This is a genomic window from Coprococcus intestinihominis, from assembly GCF_040096555.1.
GTDB classification, from domain to species: Bacteria; Bacillota; Clostridia; order Lachnospirales; family Lachnospiraceae; genus Coprococcus_A; species Coprococcus_A intestinihominis.
Genome location: NZ_JBBMEK010000036.1, coordinates 1 through 19,066, shown reverse-complemented (window position 1 = coordinate 19,066; position 19,066 = coordinate 1). Strand labels below are relative to the sequence as shown.

Below are 19,066 nucleotides of genomic sequence, written 5' to 3'. Positions count from 1 at the left end.
TGGAGTAGGGAAAACACATATGGCAATCGCTGCTGGTGTGAAAGCCTGTAATCTTGGATATAAAACAAAGTTTTATACAGTAACAGAACTGGTTCTGAAACTGGCGGAATCCCGTAAAAACGGGACTCTGGAAAAGCTGCTCCGGGATTTACGCCGCTTGGATCTGCTGATTCTGGATGAGTGGGGATATGTGCCAGTAGACAAGGACGGCTCCCAGTTACTATTTCGAGTGATATCCGACAGTTATGAGAGTAAAAGCCTGATACTGACAACCAATCTGGAATTTTCCAAATGGGGAGGGATATTTACAGACGATCAGATGGCTGCTGCTATGATCGATAGACTTGTTCATCATGGCCATTTACTAATCTTTGAGGGAAAAAGCTACCGGATGGAGCATGCCCTCATGCGTCAGGATGCATAAAACGTCCTGCCTAAAGTAGGGAAAATCCCTCGCTAAAAACAGGGAATTCTGACGCTTTTTTTAGGGAAAAGTGCTTGACAAAAAACAGGGGGAGATTGGGTTGAATAAGACGATTATTATCAGAGGCGGCGGAGACCTGGCAACAGGAACCATCAGCTGTCTGCATCAGTGCGGGTATCAGGTACTGGTTCTTGAAATCGCAAAACCGACGGCTATTCGGAGAAGTGTTGCTTTTTCTGAGGCTATGTATGATGGGGAGACAGAGGTTGAGGGAATCAAAGCCAGAAAAATTACGCAGTTTTCAGAGGCAGAGGCCTGTTGGCAGGATGGGATTGTCCCGATTATCTGTGATGAAAAAGCAGAAGCAGTCAAAGCAGTACCACATTTTGCTTTTGTGGATGCGGCTATTGCTAAGAGAAATCTCGGAACCACCATCGATATGGCGGATTATGTCATTGGACTGGGGCCGGGATTTACTGCCGGCGTGGATGTTGATGTGGTCATTGAGACAAAGAGAGGACATCGTCTCGGACGTATTATCCGGGAGGGGCAGGCCATTGCCAATACAGGTATCCCGGGTATTATCGGCGGTTATGGCAAAGAGCGTGTCATTCATTCCGAGAATGCAGGTGTTTTCCATGGCATTGCCCATATCGGAGATCTGGTGAAAAAGGGCGATCTCATCGCGAAGGTTGATGATGCACCGGTGTATGCGACACTGGATGGTGTACTCAGAGGTATTCTAAGAGATGGCTTACCGGTACCGGAGCACTTTAAGATTGCGGATATTGATCCACGTTTATCAGAAAGAGAGAATTGCTTTACTATTTCAGATAAAGCAAGCGCCATTGCAGGCGGTGTTCTGCGGGCCATTTGTATCTATGAAAACGGGCTTCGCAGCGGAGAAGGGAGAAAATAATTATGAAATGCATACCTGTTCAAGAGGCAGTGGGGTCTATTTTGTGTCATGATATTACCCAGATTCTGCCTGGAGAATTTAAGGGACGTCGTTTTAAGAAGGGACATATTATTCAGGAAGAGGATATTCCGGTGCTTTTGTCCCTTGGTAAGGATAATATTTATGTCTGGGAAAATCTGCCGGGGATGGTCCATGAAAATGATGCGGCTACTTTTTTGAAAGATATTACCATGGGAGACGGTCTGACTTTTGGAGAAATCAAGGAAGGCAAGATTACTTTTACAGCAGCCCATGACGGCCTTCTGAAGGTGGATGCAGAACGGTTATTCCAGCTTAATATGCTTGGAGAGATTTCATTTGCCAGTCTTCACAATAATCTGCCAGTGAAAAAGGGTGAAGCTGTTGCCGGAACCCGTGTCATTCCGCTGGTCATTGATCAGAAGAAACTGGATGAGGCCAAAAAACTTCTGGATGGCCATAAGATTATTGAAGTGAAGCCAATGAAGTCTTTTAATATCGGTATTGTGACAACGGGCAGTGAAGTTTATTATCATCGTATTAAAGATAAATTCGGACCAATCCTCAGAGGCAAAATGGAAGGCTATCATTGTACGGTTGCCGGTCAGACTTTCGTGCCGGATAATAAAGAGATGATTGAACAGGCCATCAAAGACTGGTTGGATAAGGGTGCTGATATGGTCTTCTGTACAGGCGGTATGTCTGTGGATCCTGATGATCTGACACCGTCGGCCATTCGAGATACGGGATGTGAAATCATTACTTATGGTACGCCGGTGCTTCCGGGAGCTATGTTCCTTTTGTCCTATTATGCAGACGGCAGACCGGTACTGGGGCTTCCAGGATGCGTCATGCATTCCAAAGTAACTGTATTTGATCTGATCTTTCCGAGAATCCTGGCGGGAGAGAAGATCACAATGGCAGATATTGCGGCCTTTGGACATGGCGGTCTGTGCAGCAACTGTGCGGAATGTCATTATCCAAACTGCCATTTTGGCAAATAGGAGGCGAAACATCGGTAGTTCTTGGTGGACATAAAAAATATCAGTTTCAGAGCAGGCACGTTTGCACTGCCCATTTCTGGCAGCGGTACGTAAGGTGCTAAAGGACAGCACCTAAGTACCGGCCGAAATGGAAGCACCTGCTCTGAAGCTGATATTTTTTATGTCCATTCGAGGCTATTGACGTTTCGTATAGATGTTATATGCAGCTCCTGCTTTTGAATGGCTGTTTTTATGTTCTAACAGAAGAATTATTGACGTTTTGCAGTGAGATTAGCGGGAAAATGGCAAGTCTGGATAATGACTTTGGGATATTATTAAGAAGAATTATAGATATTTTGCAAATAAGATAACGCCTGAACAAAGACAATTGCTGTTCTATGTTCAGGCGTTTGTACACTATAAGTAAATATAAAACTTTCAGAGAATGTTATAAGTCGGCTTCTGTGAATTCAATGAGCCCGCGTCCGAGTTTGGATACTCTGGCGAGGGAGCGCACTTCGTAGCCGTTGTCTTCAAGACGCTTACGACCGCGCTGGAAAGCCTTCTCGATGAGGATGGCAATTCCTGCGATGCGGGCACCACCCATTTCAACAAGGCGTGTTGCGCCGGTGGCAGCTTCGCCATTAGCCAGGAAGTCATCGATAACAAGAACAACATCATCCGGCTGAATATAATTCTGAGATAATGTCAGTTCATAGCTGGTTCCCTTTGTGAAGGAAGTGATATTGGTCTGGAATACATCGCCTGTCAGTATCTTGGATGTCTGCTTCTTCAGGATCACCATTGGTACACCAAGTTCCATGGCTGTGTAAACAGCCGGTGCAATACCGGAACTCTCAATCGTAAATACTTTGGTAATGCCTTTATCCTTGTAATAAGAAGCAAGTGTCTTACCAATTTCGCTCATCAAAACAGGATCAACCTGATGATTGATGAAGCCATCTACTTTAAGAACGGTTTCGCTGAGAGCCTTACCCTCGGATCGTATCTTTTCCTCTAATAGTTTCATTATTTTATACCTCACAACTCTTTTATGACATTATAGCACATAAAATTCGTCAATTAAAGTCAATTTGTCACTAAAAAAAAGATATTTTCTCTCTATTTCATTCACAGATTGATCATAAATTTTTATTTCAGTAAATCTGTTTGTTTGCCAAAGCGACTGGCGGATATGAAAAGTGCCGAAAGAAAAATCAATAGTGCGCAAGGGATAAAGGGAAAAAGCTGTAAGGCGGTATCTGCAGTGCCCTCTGTGGTGAATGCATGCAGAGAAAGAGAAACAAGATAGCCGCTGTAACAGTAGGGGTAAAGAAACCATACCGGGGAGGCACCTGCCAGAAGGCCGGGGATCACAAGCAGAAGATTCAGTCCCACGGAGAATAAGGTTTTTTCGAACAAAACTGTCAGCATCCACATAACAGCCAGGCTTGGGAGCATGGTTAGAAATAATCCGACGCACCATTTCAGAAGGTAGGAAATCGGCAGGGCTTCTGTGATGTCAAAGGTCGATACGGCAATATAGCCTGCAATGACAAAAACGGCCAGGAATACAAAGATTTCCATGAACAAATAGAAAATCAATATGCAGAATTTGGCCAGTGACAGAGTCTGGCGGCTGACAGGAAGTGACATCATTTTGAATAGCCCGTTGTGATTGGTTTCCTGACTCGCAATCATGACGCAGACAACGATCATGCTGAATGGGAGCAGGTAGTAGGCGTAGAGCAAAGCGCTCTGAATAAACATGGTAGGCCATGCGTTGGTGTATTCCGGAGTGAAATACGCACTAAGATTGGCAATACCGGAGCTGACTACCAGGATCGGGGCAATAAAAATCAATGGGATTATTTTGGAACGTCTGTATTTCATCCGTTCTATTTTAAGCAATTCAGAAAAACGCATTTTATAACCTCCTATTCATAATGGGTATGGGCGGACGTCCATAAGCCTGCCAATAGAAACAGCAGTGTTTCAATGATGGCGATCACCATCACAGATACATCCGGTTCGGCAGACATAGAAACAGCGGGGTTTAATATCACCACGAAAGGGTCTGTAAGAAACAGGCTGATTTTTGATGTTCCAAGGGCCATGCCGCTTAAGAATCCTGCAACACCTATACCAAGCGGTACCCACATATTTTCAAAACGGGAGGCGATGAAGAGCATGAAGGATAAGGCAGGCATTGCGGTGATTACGGAATAAAGGGCAAAGATAATCAGGGTGTGCAGCTCAAATGTGCCTTCTGGCAAAGATGTAATGCCGATTTGAGTCAGCGCCAGATTTTGAAGTGCTGCGGCAACGGAAAGCAGGATGGTCAGAATCAAAAATTTGCACAGGTACATGGCAGGAACAGGTATAGGCAGCACATACATTTTTTTTACGGCGTTTCCTTTGAATTCTATGTTGTAGATCATACAGGCGGCAACGATGATGCCAAACAGATTCAGCGTCATGATCATACCGTAAAGCTGCGTCAGCAAAATGGTCATAGGTGCCAGGGGTAGACTTAACAGGGTATCTTTTCGGACAATGAAATTGAGTAAAGCATATGCACTGCCTAAAAGACCCAGGGCGGGCATAAGCAAAATGATACCGGTTCTTTTTTCTTTCTTAAGTTCGATGATCAGTGTTTTCATAGCTTTGCCCTCTGCTTTCTGCTTAGATTGTCCTGCTCGATCATGGACAGGAACATGTCTTCAAGATGATCTGCCGAGAAGCCGCGCTGCAGGGCATAATGTCGAAGTTCGTCCAATTCGCCTTCGAATAACAGCCGTCCGTGGTTGAGAATACCGATATCATCTGCCATTAATTCAATTTCCGACAACATATGGGAGGAAATAAGAACAGTACAGTCATAAAGTGCAGGCAGAGATTTTATCAGATTGCGGATTTCATGAATGCCGGAAGGGTCAAGGCCGTTGGTGGGTTCATCCAGAATCAGAATGGGCGGACGGCCAAGAAGTGCTTCTGCAAGGCCTAATCGCTGCTTCATGCCAAGGGAATATTTTTTTGCAAGGCGGTTTTCAAACTCTGTCAGTCCCACAAGGGCCAATGCGTCATCCACCGCATGTTTCGGTAAATCCAGAATACGGCGGATAATGTCAAGATTTTCCCGGCCGGTCAGATTGGCATAAAAGGAGGGCGCTTCGATCAATGAACCGATTCCTTTTAAAATCTCAAGACGGTCATCGGGGAAATGTTTGCCGTTGATGGTGAAACTGCCCTTTGTGGGGGCGGTCAGCCCAAGCAGCATTTTCATGGTGGTGGATTTACCGGCGCCGTTGGGACCGAGAAAACCATAGATTCTTCCCTTTTGGATGTGCAGGGAGACATCGTTGACAGCTGTAAAGGATTTGTACTTTTTGGTTAAATGGCAGGTTGTGATCATATTGTTCATATCTGTGACTCCTTTCTTTTTTTTAGCATACCGGATCTGCCTTGCATCAGCATTGCCGCAGCCTTACATTTGCCTTACATTTTGGCGGCAAGCAAAAAAACCCGGAATTCTATGATAGAATAAGAAAAAAAGGAGAAGGGAGAATAGGAATATGAGTGATAATTACCTTTTGCATAAACGAATTCTGGTTGTTGATGATGAGCAGGCGCTTTTGGATATGATTTGTTCTATTCTGCAAGCGTATGGATTTCAAAATACAACAACTGCGAAAAGTGTCAGGGAAGCATTGATGGAGGCAGAAAAGTGTCCGCCGGAACTGGCGATATTGGATGTGATGCTTCCTGATGGGAATGGGTTTGATCTGATGACACAGTTAAAGAAAAAAGGAGATTATCCGGTTTTATTTTTGACAGCCAGGGGAGAAGATGAGGACAAGTTTCGAGGTTTCGGTCTGGGAGCCGATGATTATATGGTCAAACCGTTTTTGCCCAAAGAATTGCTATTTCGTATCATGGCCATTTTGAGAAGATGTTATAAAGATGAAAATCCTCTGGTGCAGTTGCAAAACAGTCAGATTGATTTTGCCCGGGCGGAAGTGATTAAAAGTGGTAGGCTTATTCCTTTGACTGCAAAGGAACATAGGCTGCTGTGGGCATTGTACCGCAATGCAGGCTGCATTGTTACAATTGATGCTTTGTGTGAGGCTGTATGGGGTGATAATCCTTTTGGCTATGAAAATTCTTTAATGGCACATATACGCCGTATCAGAGAAAAAATAGAACAAAATCCGTCACAGCCTGTTTCGCTGGTGACCATTAAAGGATTGGGCTATAAACTCAATGTGGAGGGCAGATAACATGAAAAGTGCTGCGAAACTGATACGGCGTTTTGTGAGCATTCTGCTTTTGAGTGCAGTACTGCTTGTTATCATTAATGTGGCTGTCTATGCGGTATTGGTGTCAGAAAAAGCGCCCACGGAAACAACCTCTCCGTATGATATCGCAGAAAAAGCCGGGGAGGCATTGCAGGTCTTGCCAGATGGCACATACTGTCTTTCGGAAGAGGTATCTTCTGAATTAGAAGAAAAAAATATATGGGCGATTTTTATCGGCAATGATACCTTGCAGACCGAATGGAAAAGTCATAATGTACCCGAGATGATTCCGAATCATTACAGTTTATCTGACATTGCAGCTTTAAGTGTTGGCTATCTCAAGGGGTATCCCACCTATGTGGGGAACAATGAAAACGGGATTGTGGTATTGGGATTCTCAAAGGACAGCTTTTGGAAGCACATGAGAGCCAGTTGGGATTACAGTCTGATTCGTGATTTGCCGTATATATTTTTGAAAATACTTCTGATTAATCTGGTACTGATACTTGCCATTTATATGTTGGTGAATGGTAAGCTTTTGAAGTCGGTCCAACCTATGATCAAAGGTATTCAGAATTTATCAGCTGGTGAGCCTGTGCATATTCCGGAGACAGGGGTGCTTTCAGAAATCTGCACGAATATTAATCGTGCTTCGGATATTTTGCAAAAGCAGCAGGAGCAGTTGAGAAAAAAAGAAAGGGCAAGGGCCAACTGGATCGCCGGTGTTTCCCATGACATCCGGACGCCGTTGTCTGTGGTGATGGGGTATGCCGGACAGCTGGAAAATTCACATCATCTTTCAGAGGATGAACGTAAAAAAGCTGCTGCGATTGTGAAGCAGAGCGCACGGATAAAAAATCTCATCAATGATCTGAATCTTGCCTCAAAACTGGAATATCATATGCAGCCGTTAATGAAAAAGCGGGAGAATGCCGTTGCCATCGTCCGTCAGGTGGTGGTGGATTTTATGAATATGGCCGTGGATGACAGATTTCTTATTGAATGGAAAACGGATGCTGCATTGCAGGTATGTGAAATAGAGGCGGACAGGGAATTGCTGAAACGTGCCGTTGTCAATTTGCTGCAAAACAGCATGGTTCATAACGAGAACGGGTGTCAAATCGATGTGTCTGTTGAGGCAAAAGACGGCAGCTGCATGATTTGCGTGGATGATAACGGAGAGGGTGTTTCTGATGAACAGATTGAAAAGCTTAACCATGTGCCTCATTACATGGTCTGTGACACGAATGTGGATGGACAACAGCACGGATTGGGACTTTTGATCGTTAGGCAGATCATAGAGGGACATGGCGGAGCAATGACAATCTCCCGCGGAACCTACGGAGGCTTTCAGGTGACACTGACAATTCCATGTGAAAAAATCACACATTTATCATAAATCTCTGGTATACTGTAAATAAAGGTAACTGTTCAGAGCTAGCATCCAAAATACTACGCATTTCGTTGGTGTGGCGTATACGCCAAATAAAATTTCAAAAACAGTCTTAAAAATGCAAGCATTTTATACCTGTTTTTTGAAATTTTGCTTGGCTCTGGATAATTACAAATAAAGTATGAAAATGAAAAAATGCCTGAGAGGGATGTGAGGTAGAGCATATATGGAAAGTTTGAAGATTTTAGTGGTAGATGATGAGAGCAGAATGAGGAAGCTTGTGAAGGACTTTTTGACGAAGAAAGGATTTGCTGTTATTGAGGCCGGAGACGGCGAGGAAGCGGTGGACAAGTTCTTTGAAGTGAAGGATATTGCACTGATCATTCTGGATGTGATGATGCCAAAGATGGATGGCTGGCAGGTATGCCGTGAGATCAGACAGTACTCCAAGGTTCCGATTATTATGCTGACAGCCAAAAGTGATGAGAAGGATGAGCTGCAGGGCTTTGATCTCGGCGTGGATGAGTATATTACGAAACCCTTCAGTCCTAAGATCCTTGTGGCGAGAGTCGAGGCCATCCTTCGGAGAAGCAATGTGCTGGCGGCAGATGATACCATGGAAGCCGGCGGTATTGAACTGAATAAGGCTGCCCATGAAGTACTTATTGATGGCAAGTCTGTAGAACTCAGCTATAAGGAATTTGAATTGTTGGCTTATTTCATGTCCAATCAGGGGGTGGCCTTGTCCAGAGAGCGTATTCTGAACAATGTATGGAATTATGATTATTTCGGTGATGCCAGAACCATTGATACCCATGTGAAGAAGCTCAGAAGCAAGCTGGGAGCTAAGGGCGAGTATATTAAGACAATCTGGGGTATGGGCTATAAATTCGAAGTCGATCAGTAAGAGGCGGTAGTATGTTTCGAAAAAAATCATTAAAGGTCAAATTATCGTTGATCCTCATTGGAATAGTATTGCTGATATCTGTTTCGTCTGTGCTGCTCAGTAATATTTTTCTGAAGAGGTTTTATCTGGCCAAGAAGAATCAGACGCTGATTTCTACATTTGAGAAGATTGACGATATGTATGCGGCGGAGCTGCAGGGGAAGACGACAGAATCCGGGGAAAACAGCAGTACAGATGAGAGTTTGGGAAGCTATGCTATACCAGACAGCGGTATTTCCGATGAACTTTGTTTGCAGTTGGACAAACTGAGCCAGACAAGAAATCTGTCGGTTATTATTTACAGGGATATGAGCAGTCCGATTTTTGATTATATGCTCAAGAGCAATACGAAACTGCTTTTATATTCATCTCTGGGCATGAATCAGAACAGCAAGGTTGAGAGCAGTAATATTTACAGCGATTATATCAATGCGGACAAGTCCGGTGATGCAGCCTCGGTTAAGACGGATAGCTATGAGATTGAGAAAGTTAATGTCAAGCGTCTGGGTGCATCGTATATTTATCTTGCCGGTACATTTAAGAATGGAGATCATATTTTGATTCGTGCCTCTTTCTCAAGCATTACAGAAAGTGCAGCACTGTCGAATCAGTTTTTCCTATATATTTCCCTGGTTGCCGCGCTTATCGGGTTTGTGGTGATGTATTTTGTCAGCAATCGCTTTCTGGGCCCGATCACTGTGCTGACGAATATTGCAAAGCGAATGTCTGAACTGGATTTCACGGCCAAATACGAAGTGAAGACAGAGGATGAAGTCGGTGTTCTCGGAAATAGCATGAATATGTTGTCTGAGACGCTGGAACAGGCGCTGGCAGAATTGAAAGAGGCCAATACGGAGCTGAAGAAGGATCTTGAGAAGAAGGAACAGATCGATGCCATGCGTAAAGAGTTCCTGTCCAATGTATCTCATGAGTTGAAGACGCCGATCGCTTTGATCCAGGGATATGCAGAGGGCCTGATGGACAACATCAATGACGATGAGGAGAGTAAAGAGTTTTACTGTGAAGTCATTGTGGATGAAGCCCGCAAGATGAATCAGATGGTGAAAAAGATCATGGATCTGAATCAGCTGGAGTTTGGCTACAATACGTTGACTATGGAACATTTTGATATCATTGCCATGATCCGTGCAGTGATCGCCAAGTCAGATATTTTATTGAAGCAAAAAGAGATCAATCTTGCCTTTGATGAGGATGCGCCAATCTACGTATGGAGTGATGCGTATATGTCAGAAGAGGTATTTACGAATTATCTGACCAATGCCATCAACCATGCAGATGGGGAGAAACGCATTGATATTCAGCTTGAGAAGAAGGAAAAGACGGTTAAGATTACGGTTCACAATACCGGTGAGCAGATACCGGAGGAAGATCTGTCAAAACTCTGGGATAAATTCTATAAGGTGGATAAAGCGAGAACAAGGGAGTACGGCGGCAGCGGTGTCGGCCTTTCCATTGTCAAGGCATCTATGGAGCAGTTGGGACAGCCATACGGCGTTTACAACTGTGAGGACGGCGTTTCCTTCTGGTTTGAACTGGATTGCCAGGATGCGGCGGAGATGATCCAGGAACAGGCATAAGGGAGTTTTGGCGGAATGATGGATGTCAGAATCTTTATAAAGATCATAGAATTCTGATAATGATAAAGAGGCTTTTGCATCAATTGATCCAGAAGCCTCTTTGCTGTTTGTATGTAGAAATCGATTCGCAATAACGTGTTGGGTTATGCTGCCATTATTCATACAATTTGATATGACCTGAAAAGTCGCCGTTAATAGTATAGTAGCAGGCGTCATCTTCAGGTTTTGCATAAATATTTAAATCCTTGATGTCTTTGATCTTGTTGCCTTCTGCAACCCAGATCTCTTTGATCTTGGCGATCAAAGCCTTTTCTTCAACCTGTCTGCCATAAGATTCTACGTAAAATGCCGTTTTCATATAAATAGCCTCCTTACTTTCCCTTATGAATAAAAAAACATACATATTTATCATATTACAAAACGTCTTAAAAAGCAAATGTAAATGTAACATAAATTTCCTTTGGATTTGAAGAAATACAGACAAATATAACTAAATTGCAGATAATTTGATAAAATATCTGGCACAGATGGTGATGATGTGGTAAAATCGAAGAAACATTAACTGTTGCGTGCTAACGTAAGAAAGTATAGCAGCCTGAAAAAGGATCTTGTTTGCTATACCTTTGGAAGCGAGTTTTGAAATAAATGGAGGATAACCTATGATAGCGATTATCGACTATGATGCGGGCAATATGAAGAGTGTGGAGAAGGCTTTTCAGTATTTAAATGAAGATGCAGTCATTACAAGAGACAGGAAAGCGATTTTGGAGGCTGACCGGGTGGTACTTCCGGGCGTAGGTGCCTTCGGTGATGCTATGGAGCGGCTTCACAGCTATGACCTTGTGGAGACCATTCAGGATGCTGTGAAGTCAGGAAAGCCGTTTCTCGGTATCTGTCTCGGATTGCAGCTGTTGTTTGACAGCAGTGAAGAGACGCCGGGGGTAAAGGGCCTGGGTCTGCTTCCGGGGGAAATCCTTCGTATACCGGCGGCAGAAGGGCTGAAGATTCCGCATATGGGCTGGAATTCTATTGATATTAAGGAAGACAGCAGGCTTTTTGAAGGAATAGACCGTCAGTCGTATATGTATTTTGTACATTCTTATTATCTGAAAGCAAGGAATCCTGAAGATGTGGCGGCAACAACCTGGTACAGTACGGATATCCATGCTGCTGTGGAACATGATAATATTTTTGCCTGTCAGTTCCATCCGGAGAAGAGCAGTGAACTGGGTCTTAGAATTTTGAAGAATTTTGCTGATTTACGGCTGTAGGACGGAGGAAAGATATGTTTACAAAGAGAATTATTCCATGTCTGGATGTCAATAACGGACGTGTTGTCAAAGGTGTGAATTTTGTTAATCTGAAGGATGCCGGTGATCCGGTGGAGATTGCGGCAGCTTATGATCAGGCCGGTGCGGATGAAGTTGTCTTTCTGGATATCACAGCTTCCAGTGATGGAAGAAATACAGTGGTGGATCTTGTGCGCAGAGTGGCAGAAAAGGTGTTTATTCCTTTTACTGTCGGCGGCGGTATCCGTACAGTAGATGATTTCCGCGCGGTTTTGCGGGAAGGTGCAGATAAGGTTTCTGTTAATTCAGCGGCCATTGACCGTCCGGAGCTGATCCATGAGGCGGCGGAGAAGTTCGGTAGCCAGTGTGTGGTAGTGGCCATTGATGCCAAGAAAAGAGCCAACGGTGAAGGCTGGACAATTTATAAACATGGCGGTAGAATAGATACAGGTATTGATGCTGTTGAATGGGCGAAGAGAGTCTGTGATCTCGGTGCAGGTGAAATCCTTCTCACCAGTATGGACTGCGATGGCACAAAGGCCGGATATGATATTGAACTGACAAGGGCTGTAGCAGAAGCGGTTTCAGTTCCTGTCATTGCTTCCGGTGGTGCAGGTACAATGACGCATTTTTATGATGCGTTGACGGAGGGAAAGGCAGATGCTGCACTGGCGGCTTCACTGTTTCATTACAAAGAGCTTGAAATCCGGGATTTGAAAGAATATCTTGCCTCCCGTTCAGTCAGTGTCCGATTATAAATAGTTATTATTTTATGAATGGGGGAACTTTGCATGGGAGCAATCGCCAATGACTGGCTGGAACCGTTGAAACCGGAATTTGCCAAGCCTTATTATGCGCAATTATATAAGAAAGTGAAAGAGGAATACACGACACATCAGATTTTCCCGCCCTCGGATATGATTTTTCATGCTTTTGAGGTGACACCTTTAGAGGATGTCAAGGTGGTTATTCTGGGTCAGGATCCTTATCACGGGGATGGACAGGCGCATGGACTGTGTTTTTCTGTTCAGCCTCAGGTGGCGATCCCGCCGTCACTGGAAAACATCTACAAGGAACTGCAGGATGATCTCGGATGCTATATTCCAAATAACGGCTATCTTGAGAAATGGGCGAAACAGGGTGTGCTGCTCTTGAATACAGTTTTGACCGTTCGTGCTCATCAGGCGAATTCCCATAGAGGAATCGGCTGGGAACAGTTCACAGATGCAGCTATTAAGATATTGAATCAGCAGGACAGACCGATCGTGTTTATTCTCTGGGGGCGTCCGGCACAGCAGAAGAAAGCCATGCTGAACAATCCGCATCATCTGATACTGGAAGCACCGCATCCAAGCCCTCTTTCGGCTTACAGAGGATTTTTCGGCAGCAAACCATTCAGTCAGACAAACAGGTTTCTGGAGGAGCATGGTGTAGCACCTATTGATTGGCAAATAGAGAATATATAAAAGTAGAAAAACAGCAGTTGTTTTTTGACAATTCACGTTATACAATTCATTCGCTAAATGTTTATTGGATGAATTGTATAATGTTGTAAATGTGAATTGATTCAAGAGACAGGCTGTTTTTCTTTTATATAAAAATAGTTGTCGAATTATGAAACTGTATAATAGTATGTGTAAGAAGTCGTCGATTTCAGTATGGCAATGAGCTATAAAAGAACAACAGCGCTTTCCTGTGGTGCAAGTATAATATCCTGACCAATTTCTGTGTGGTTCATGTTAGATAAAAGGAGCTTCTTTGGTTCGGCTGACAGATGAAGCGCTTCTTTCTTTTCACCGAAGTTTCCAAGAACAAGAATACGTTTGTCGTCTTTTTCGCGGCAGTAAGCCATCAGCATCTCTTTTTCCGGAAATACAGGAATAGTTTTTCCGTAGGTAAAAATATCTTTGTATGTATCGGATTTACGCAGTGCAATCAGTTTTTTATAGTAGTTTAAAACAGAGTCGGTGTCTTTCTCCTGGGCTGCCACATTGACATCCGGGTAGTTGTCATTTAAGCGGAGCCATGGTATTCCTGTTGTAAACCCTGCATTGGAAGAAGTGTTCCACTGCATTGGGGTTCTGGCGTTATCACGGCTGAGTCTGCCGATTTTATCTAAGGCATATTTTTCTGATAAACCGGCTTTCAAAGCCAGATGATATTGATCAACGGTATTGAGATCGTCAAATTCATCAACACTTTGCCAATTTGTGTTGGTCATGCCGATTTCCTGACCCTGGAAAATAAACGGCAGACCGCGAAGCAGCAGACTCATAGTGCCGAGCATTTTGGTGCCGCAGGAATTACGGGCATAAACCGGAAGATATCGAGAAGCACCCCGGGGTTCGTCATGATTCTCGATAATATTAGATTCGAAACCACAGCCATAAGCTTGATCCTGGGCATGAAAAATAGCTTTTTTCCATGCAGGGAAAGCAACGTCAGGGGCATCATACCAACCGTGTTCACCGGTGGAGAGAAGTTCCGTACTGAAGTCGAAAATAGTTGAAAAATAACCATTTTCTCCGATAAAATCAGACAGATCATCATCAGTAATATTAAAAACTTCACCCACAGTAAAAGCACCATGCTTATCAAAGGTTTCACGTTTTAATTCGCCGAGCATTTCAGAGACCCCGTCTTTTGTACCAAGGGTTTTGGTACAGAAAGCAAGACCGTCCAGGCCGTCCGGCTCAAGCATTGGAAAATCAAGATTCTTTTTGATATTGATAATAGCATCAATTCGAAAGCCGGCCAGGCCTTTGTCCAGCCACCAGTTGACCATTTTGTAAATCTCCTGTCGAACCTTTGGATTCTCCCAGTTGAGGTCAGGCTGTTCTTTGGCAAACATATGAAGGTAATATTTGTTAGTGCCCGGAATCGGTTCCCAGATATTGCCGCCGAAATAAGAGCGGGCATTGTTGATGGGCTGTCCGTCTTTGCTCTCACGGATATAAAAATAATCGCCGTATTCACCCTCCGGGTCAGTCATGGCTTTTTTAAACCATTCGTGTTCACTGGAACAGTGATTGACAACCAGATCCATCAGCACATACATATTTCTTTTCTTCGTTTCTGCGATCAGTTCATCAAATTCCTCCATAGTACCGAACTGCTCACCAATGGCATAATAATCAGAAATATCATATCCCTGATCAACAAGGGGAGAGCGGTAGATAGGGGAAAGCCACAGAATATCTATACCAAGTTCTTTCAGATAATCCAGTTTCGAAATAATGCCACGCAGATCGCCAATGCCATCACCGTTGCTGTCCATAAAGCTCTTTGGGTAAATCTGATAAGCCACCTTGTCGTGCCACCATTGCTTCTTCATATCAAAACCTCCTAAAGGAAAATAAAATCAAAATTGCGTAAATATTCTATCATGAAATCCGTTACATTGGAAGAAAACTTGATCAAACAAATATATTGCTGTAAATGGAAAAATCCCAAGCCTTCCAATTGATACTCAGAGTGGAATAAAATTGCCATAAAATATCGTGATAGGAGTGACCTATTATGAATATAGAAAAAATACAACACGTCAAAATAATTACGAGATGTATAACTTTCTGAAAGCGTTTGGCGATGAGCCTGTTTGCAGATAGTTATACAATCTGTAATGACTGGACGTGTTGTATTTTATCTTTTATGCGTCAAGTTTCTTATGTAAGTTTTTGTTGGCTGTTGCCAGCATCAGTTTGATTCGGTTGACCTGGTTGACTTCACTGGCACCCGGGTCATAATCAATGGCTACGATATTGGCTTCAGGATGCTGATGGCGCAGTTCCTTGATAACACCTTTGCCAACGATATGGTTTGGCAGGCAGCCGAATGGCTGTGTACAAACGATGTTCGGTGCACCGTTGTGGATCAGTTCCATCATTTCACCTGTCAGGAACCATCCTTCACCGGTCTGATTGCCGATGGAAACAATTGGTTCTGCGTATTTCGCCAGATCACGAATGTTGGCAGGCGGGTCAAAGCGTTTGCTGGCTTTTAATTCATCGCTGGCGGTCTTGCGGATGGCTTCAAGGAAAGCGATACCGGCATTGCCGAGAATCTGTCCCTTCTTGGATTTGCCAAGCTTCTCATACTTAAAATTCGAGTTGTAGAATGAGTAGAGAAGGAAGTCCAGAAGATCAGGCATGACAGCTTCAGCACCCTCGGATTCGAGAAGATCCACAAGATAGTTGTTGGCAGACGGTGAGAACTTAACAAGGATCTCGCCTACAATACCGACTCTTGGCTTCTTGATGGTTTCATCCAGCGGAAGATTATCAAAGTCATGGATAATACCTTTGACGTTCTGTTTGAAACTGTTTTTGCCTTTGCCGATCATGGAATCCAGACAGATATTCTTCCATTTCTCATGGAGCGCATTGGCAGAACCTGGAACCTTTTCATAAGGACGTGTCGCATAAAGTACGCGCATGAAAAGATCACCGTAGACAATCGCCTGGAGGGCATTCTTTAACATTGGCAGTGTGTATTTGAATCCAGGATTCTTCTCGATACCCTGCGCACTGATGGAGACAACCGGAATCTGTGACATACCGGCATTGCCAAGGGCACGGCGGATAAATCCAACATAGTTGGTTGCACGGCAGCCGCCGCCGGTCTGGGTCATGGCGATAGCTACATGATTTAAGTCATATTTGCCGGAGAGCAGTGCCTTCATAATCTGGCCGACAACGCAGATGGATGGGTAGCAGGCATCGTTGTTGACGTATTTCAAACCGGTATTGATGGCTTCTTTATCGCAGTCAGGCAGCAGTTCGCAGTTCAGACCTTCATGGCGAAGAGCCGGGATCAGCAGATCGAAATGAATCGGTGACATATTCGGAACAAGAATGGTGTAGTTGTCTGCACGCATTTCTTTTGTGAACAGCTGACGATGATGGGCACTGCTTTCAATATGACCGTGGATACCATGCTGCTCACGCAGACGGATAGCTGCAATCAGAGAACGGATACGGATACGGGCAGCACCGAGGTTGCTGACTTCATCAATCTTCAGACATGTATACAGGCGTCCGGAACCGTTTAAGATATCCTTCACCTGATCTGTTGTAACTGCATCCAGACCGCAGCCGAAGGAGTTCAGCTGAATCAGTTCCAGATCTTCGTGTTCTTTGACATATTCAGCGGCACAATAGAGTCTGGAATGATACATCCACTGATCGGAAACGATGAGCGGACGGTCCGGTTTGGCCAGATGGGAGATGGAATCCTCTGTCAGCACTGCAAAGCCATAAGAAGTGATCAGCTCAGGAATACCATGGTTGATCTCTTTATCAATATGGTAAGGACGTCCGGCAAGGACAATACCTTTCATATGGTGCTGCTTCATGTAAGCCAGGGTCATCTCACCGTGGCGCTGAACAGAAGTGTGGACAAGTTCAAGCTCTTTCCAGGACTTCTGGACGGCTTCTTTGATCTCACGAGGGTCAATACTGAAGCGTGCAGCAAACTCTTCAACAAGACGTTCTTCCAGATGACGTTCACTTTCAAAAGTCATGAAAGGATTCAAAAACAGAATGGAAGGATCAGCCAGTTCTTCAACGTTATTCTTGATATTCTCAGCATAAGAAGTAACAATCGGGCAGTTGTAGTTGTTGGTGGCACCTTCTGTTTCCTTGCGCTCATAAGGAATACATGGATAGAAGATGAATTTCACATCGTGCTGCAGCAGCCACATAATATGGCCATGAACAAGCTTGGCCGGATAGCAGGCGGATTCACTCGGAATGGATTCAATACCAAGATTGTAGATTTCATGGGTAGATTCCGGTGAAAGCACAACAGAAAATCCGAGCTCAGTAAAGAAAGTATGCCAGAACGGATAGTTCTCATACATATTCAGAACTCTCGGAATACCGACGATGCCTCGTGGGGCAGTGGTCTTGTCTAATGGTTTGTAGTTAAAAATACGATTGTATTTGTATTCAAAAAGGTTCGGCACGTCGCTGTTGGTCTTGGCACGACCGAGGCCGACTTCACATCTGTTGCCGGAGATATAGCGTCTGTTGCCGGTGAATTTGTTCACTGTCAAACGGCAATGATTGGTGCATCCGCCGCAGCGAGTCATACTCGTTGTGTATTTCAGGTTGATGATGTCATCAAGAGAGAGCATTGTTGTTGTTTCGCCTGTATAACGGTCACGGGCAATCAGGGCAGCACCAAAAGCACCCATGATGCCGGCGATGTTCGGACGAACAGCCTTGCAGCCGGAAATCAGTTCAAAGCTTCTCAGTACGGCATCATTGTAGAAGGTACCGCCCTGTACAACAACTTTTTTACCCAGATCCTTCGGGTCTGTAAGTTTGATAACCTTCAGCAGCGCATTCTTGATAACGGAATAAGCCAGTCCGGCGGAGATATCGCCGACTTCGGCCCCTTCCTTCTGAGCCTGTTTGACATTGGAATTCATGAAAACAGTACATCTGGAACCAAGGTCAATCGGATGTTTGGCAAAAATGGCAATCTTTGCAAAGTCTTCCACAGAATAATTCAGAGAATGGGCGAATGTTTCGATGAAAGAGCCGCATCCTGAGGAACATGCTTCGTTCAGAAGCACATTATCAACGGTTTTATTGCGAATCTTGATACACTTCATATCCTGTCCGCCGATGTCGAGGATACAATCCACATCCGGTTCAAAGAAAGCGGCAGCATAGTAATGAGCCACTGTCTCAACTTCGCCTTCATCCAGCATAAATGCAGACTTCATCAGTGCTTCGCCGTAACCTGTTGAGCATGAACGAACGATTTCGGCATCTGCAGGGAGAATATTCTTAATCTCCTGGATGGAACGGATTGCTGTCTTTAATGGGCTGCCATTGTTGTTGCTGTAGAAGGAATAGAGCAGGGTGCCGTCTTCGCCGACAACAGCAACCTTTGTTGTTGTGGAACCGGCATCGATGCCAAGGAAACATTTGCCGTGGTAATCAGCAAGATTGCCTTCTGTTACAGTATGTACGGAATGCCATTTCTTAAAGGCATCGTATTCTTCCTGATTCTTAAAGAGCGGATCCATACGGGCGGTCTCTGCCTGAATCTTGATATCGGAAGAGAGCAGACGAATCAACTCGTCAATGGAAGTGGTCACATCAGCCTTGTAGTTCATAGCGGCACCCATAGCTGCAAACAAATGGGAATTGGCCGGTGCAATGACTTCTTCGTCTGTCAGGTGAAG

17 protein-coding genes are annotated in these 19,066 nt (G+C 44.3%); 10 read left to right on the top strand and 7 right to left on the bottom strand.

The window, feature by feature from the left end; genetic code table 11:
- The 3 genes from WMO25_RS04665 to WMO25_RS04655 all read left to right on the top strand — a co-directional run.
- The coding region (locus tag WMO25_RS04665; RefSeq protein WP_349084317.1) for an ATP-binding protein at positions 1 to 424 on the top strand (424 nt) is incomplete at its 5' end.
- Between the two features lie 100 nt (positions 425 to 524).
- Complete coding sequence (gene yqeB / locus WMO25_RS04660) at positions 525 to 1,343, top strand: selenium-dependent molybdenum cofactor biosynthesis protein YqeB (protein ID WP_349084315.1); 819 nt, start codon at positions 525 to 527, stop codon at positions 1,341 to 1,343.
- A gap of 2 nt (positions 1,344 to 1,345) precedes the next feature.
- Positions 1,346 to 2,365: a molybdopterin-binding protein gene (locus WMO25_RS04655; RefSeq protein ID WP_349084313.1), complete on the top strand. Its 1,020-nt coding sequence runs from the start codon at positions 1,346 to 1,348 to the stop codon at positions 2,363 to 2,365.
- Between the two features lie 427 nt (positions 2,366 to 2,792).
- Here the strand turns inward: WMO25_RS04655 and WMO25_RS04650 are convergent, their stop codons facing one another.
- The 4 genes from WMO25_RS04650 to WMO25_RS04635 form a co-directional block, all read right to left on the bottom strand.
- The gene (locus WMO25_RS04650; RefSeq protein ID WP_349084311.1) at positions 2,793 to 3,374 is read right to left on the bottom strand and encodes a xanthine phosphoribosyltransferase; all 582 of its coding nucleotides are present in this window, start codon (positions 3,372 to 3,374) and stop codon (positions 2,793 to 2,795) included.
- 122 nt (positions 3,375 to 3,496) lie between these two features.
- Positions 3,497 to 4,270 (bottom strand): ABC transporter permease, encoded by a 774-nt coding sequence (locus tag WMO25_RS04645; RefSeq protein WP_349084310.1) that lies wholly within the window; start codon positions 4,268 to 4,270, stop codon positions 3,497 to 3,499.
- 11 nt (positions 4,271 to 4,281) lie between these two features.
- Positions 4,282 to 5,007, bottom strand: coding sequence for an ABC transporter permease (locus WMO25_RS04640; RefSeq protein ID WP_349084308.1), 726 nt, complete (start codon positions 5,005 to 5,007; stop codon positions 4,282 to 4,284).
- Entirely contained in the window at positions 5,004 to 5,768 is a 765-nt protein-coding gene (locus WMO25_RS04635; protein WP_349084306.1) for an ABC transporter ATP-binding protein, read from the bottom strand. The genes WMO25_RS04640 and WMO25_RS04635 overlap by 4 nt, the downstream gene beginning before the upstream one ends.
- Positions 5,769 to 5,919: 151 nt before the next feature.
- Between WMO25_RS04635 and WMO25_RS04630 the strand changes: the two genes are divergently transcribed.
- The 4 genes from WMO25_RS04630 (at position 5,920) to WMO25_RS04615 (ending at position 10,579) form a co-directional block, all read left to right on the top strand.
- Positions 5,920 to 6,624 carry a response regulator transcription factor gene (locus WMO25_RS04630; protein ID WP_349084305.1) on the top strand — a complete coding sequence of 235 codons (705 nt, stop codon included), beginning with the start codon at positions 5,920 to 5,922 and terminating at the stop codon, positions 6,622 to 6,624.
- 1 nt (position 6,625) lies between these two features.
- The gene (locus WMO25_RS04625) at positions 6,626 to 8,041 is read left to right on the top strand and encodes a sensor histidine kinase (RefSeq protein ID WP_349084304.1); all 1,416 of its coding nucleotides are present in this window, start codon (positions 6,626 to 6,628) and stop codon (positions 8,039 to 8,041) included.
- A gap of 220 nt (positions 8,042 to 8,261) precedes the next feature.
- Positions 8,262 to 8,942 carry a response regulator transcription factor gene (locus WMO25_RS04620; protein WP_349084303.1) on the top strand — a complete coding sequence of 227 codons (681 nt, stop codon included), beginning with the start codon at positions 8,262 to 8,264 and terminating at the stop codon, positions 8,940 to 8,942.
- An 11-nt stretch (positions 8,943 to 8,953) separates the two neighbouring features.
- Positions 8,954 to 10,579 carry a sensor histidine kinase gene (locus WMO25_RS04615; RefSeq protein WP_349084301.1) on the top strand — a complete coding sequence of 542 codons (1,626 nt, stop codon included), beginning with the start codon at positions 8,954 to 8,956 and terminating at the stop codon, positions 10,577 to 10,579.
- A gap of 154 nt (positions 10,580 to 10,733) precedes the next feature.
- Here the strand turns inward: WMO25_RS04615 and WMO25_RS04610 are convergent, their stop codons facing one another.
- On the bottom strand, positions 10,734 to 10,937 hold the full coding sequence (locus tag WMO25_RS04610) for a DUF6465 family protein (RefSeq protein WP_015514020.1): 204 nt from the start codon (positions 10,935 to 10,937) through the stop codon (positions 10,734 to 10,736).
- Positions 10,938 to 11,238: 301 nt separating this feature from the next.
- On the opposite strand from WMO25_RS04610, the gene hisH reads away from it, so the two are divergent.
- From hisH to WMO25_RS04595, 3 genes are read left to right on the top strand one after another with little or no spacing between them, the layout of a single operon-like run.
- On the top strand, positions 11,239 to 11,850 hold the full coding sequence (gene hisH, locus WMO25_RS04605) for an imidazole glycerol phosphate synthase subunit HisH (protein ID WP_215632764.1): 612 nt from the start codon (positions 11,239 to 11,241) through the stop codon (positions 11,848 to 11,850).
- A gap of 14 nt (positions 11,851 to 11,864) precedes the next feature.
- Positions 11,865 to 12,626, top strand: a complete 762-nt coding sequence (gene hisF / locus WMO25_RS04600; RefSeq protein ID WP_349084299.1) for an imidazole glycerol phosphate synthase subunit HisF — start codon at positions 11,865 to 11,867, stop codon at positions 12,624 to 12,626.
- 33 nt (positions 12,627 to 12,659) lie between these two features.
- A complete protein-coding gene (locus tag WMO25_RS04595; RefSeq protein WP_015514023.1) occupies positions 12,660 to 13,334 on the top strand; it encodes a uracil-DNA glycosylase in 675 nt (224 codons plus the stop codon).
- A gap of 203 nt (positions 13,335 to 13,537) precedes the next feature.
- On the opposite strand, the gene WMO25_RS04590 is transcribed toward WMO25_RS04595, so the two are convergent.
- Positions 13,538 to 15,202, bottom strand: coding sequence for an alpha-glucosidase (locus WMO25_RS04590; RefSeq protein ID WP_349084298.1), 1,665 nt, complete (start codon positions 15,200 to 15,202; stop codon positions 13,538 to 13,540).
- Positions 15,203 to 15,517: 315 nt separating this feature from the next.
- A partial coding sequence (locus tag WMO25_RS04585) for an acyl-CoA dehydratase activase-related protein (protein WP_349084296.1) occupies positions 15,518 to 19,066 on the bottom strand: 3,549 nt, incomplete at its 5' end.